The 1,971-nt window shown below is 79.0% G+C and carries 1 protein-coding gene and 1 pseudogene; one reads left to right on the top strand and one right to left on the bottom strand.

Features of this window, described 5'->3' with window-relative positions:
* Nucleotides 1–687, bottom strand: a pseudogene (locus tag EBN88_RS29705) (hypothetical protein); the annotation flags it as partial.
* Between the two features lie 74 nt (nt 688–761).
* Between EBN88_RS29705 and EBN88_RS29700 the strand changes: the two are divergent.
* Nucleotides 762–1,971, top strand: a 1,210-nt coding sequence (locus tag EBN88_RS29700) for a cell division protein PerM (RefSeq protein ID WP_147472918.1), incomplete at its 3' end; no start/stop codon positions are given.

Here is a 1,971-nt window from a genome sequence, read left to right as displayed (position 1 = left end):
CGGCGGCACGGCGCGCTGCGCCCGCACCGCGCGGCGCAGCGCCTCCCGGCGGTCCGCCACCCGCGGCAGCCGCTCGGCCAGCGCTGCCCTGGCGTTCACCAGCCGGCCGACCGTGGCCGCCGTGCTGGCCTCGCACTCGGCCGCCACCGCCGCCTGGCTCAGGCCGAGCCCGTCGGCGAGCAGCAGCGCCCGCCGGTACGCGGGCGGCAGCGCCCACAGCGCGGCGAGCAGCGGACCCTCGTCGCCGGCCGGCTCGGCCGGCTCCCGCCAGCGGCGGGGCAGGTAGCCCTGCCAGGGCGCGAGCGCGTGTTCGTGGCAGACCGCCCGCACCCAGGCGGCCGGGTCCTCGTGGGCCGCGACCTCCGGCCAGGACTCCCAGGCCAGCCGGAACGCGCGGGCCACGGCGCGGCGGGCGACCGCGTGGTCGCCGCCGAGCACCACGGCCTGCCGCAGCAGCGTGGCGGCCTGCCCCTCGTAGAGGGCGAGGAACGCGGCGCGGGCGTCGGCGGGTTCCTCGGCGTGCGCGGGCTCCGGCGGCGTGGTCGTCCCGGGGCTGGTGTCGGTGCTGGTCCCGGGGCTGGTGTCGGCGGTCGGCGGCGGGGTGCGGTGGGCGCGGGTTCGGGGGCGTTTCCGGTGGGCGCGATGGCTGCCCCGGCGACGGGGAAGATAATCCTTAAAACTGGACATAGAGGAATCGTGGCCGACACTGCGGCGAAAACCCATTACCGGAACACTTCGGGTGTTGTTGGGAGCATGGCCGGGTGCCACACCTCACTCAGCCGGCCCTGCGGCGGATCGCCCCCGTCGGCCGCGGCCAGGGCCGATGGTTCTTCGAAGGAATGCTCGCGGCCGGACTCGGGCTCGGCGGACTCGCCGTGCTCGTCCTGCTGTTCTGGGTGATCTCGCCCTACCCGGACCAGGGCCCGACCGGCGCGCTGCGGATCGCCGCCGACCTGTGGCTGCTCGCCCACGGCTGCGAACTCGTCCGCGCCGAGACCCTCTACGGCGCCACCGCCCCCGTCGCCCTCACCCCGCTGCTGCTGGTGGCGCTCCCCGGCTGGCTGCTCCACCGCGCGGTCCGCGTCACCCTGCTCCCCGAGACGGACCCCGCCCCCGAGCACGCGCGGGCCGCCGCCGCGCCCCACGAGGCGTTCGCCTCCGCCCTGTGGATCTGCGGCGGCTACCTCCTCGTCGGCGCCGCCGCCGCGCTCTTCGCCGCCCCGGCCGACCTCTCGCCCGAGCCGCTGTCCACCGCGCTCCAACTGCCGCTCTTCGCGCTGCTGGTGACCGTCGTCTCGGCCTGGGTGATCAGCGGGGTGCCGCCCGGGCGGCTCTCCCGCGCCTGGGCCCGGGCCCGCTGGGCCAGGCCGTTCACCCCGGAGCGGCTGGCCGCCGCCGGCCGGGCCGCGCTCGGCGGCGCCGCCGCCTGCTGTGGCGTCGGCGCGCTCCTGGCCGCCGGGGCGCTGCTGCTCCACGCGCCGGCGGCGCAGAGCACGCTGGTCACGCTGAGCGGCGACTGGTCGGGGCGGCTGGCGGTGCTGCTGCTCGGCTGCGCGCTGGCGCCCAACGCCGCCGTCTGGGGCGCCGCCTACGGCCTCGGCCCCGGCTTCACGCTGGGCGGCGGCAGCCTGCTCACGCCGCTGGCGGTCACCGGCGAGCCGACGCCGCCCCCGTTCCCGCTGCTCGCCGGCCTGCCGCACGGAACGCCGGACGGCCCGCTGCTGTGGTGCGCCGCCGGGGTGCCGCTGGCCGGCGTCGCGGTGATCGCCGGGCTGGTCGCCCGGGCCGCCGTCCCGGTCCCGGGCCAGCGCGACGCCGCCTTCGGCTGGTGGGGAACGACGTTCACCGCGCTGCTGGCGGCCGGCGGCACCGGGCTGGCGCTGGGCTGGCTCGGCACGCTCGCCGGCGGCGCGCTGGGGGGCGGCGCGCTCGCCGAGTTCGGCCCGCACGGCTGGCTCACCGGCCTCGCCG

It is taken from the genome of Streptomyces triticirhizae (assembly GCF_003696235.1).
Lineage (GTDB): Bacteria > Actinomycetota > Actinomycetes > Streptomycetales > Streptomycetaceae > Streptomyces > Streptomyces triticirhizae.
Note: the sequence above shows the minus strand (reverse complement) of the source record. Positions and strands in the feature narration are given on the sequence as shown.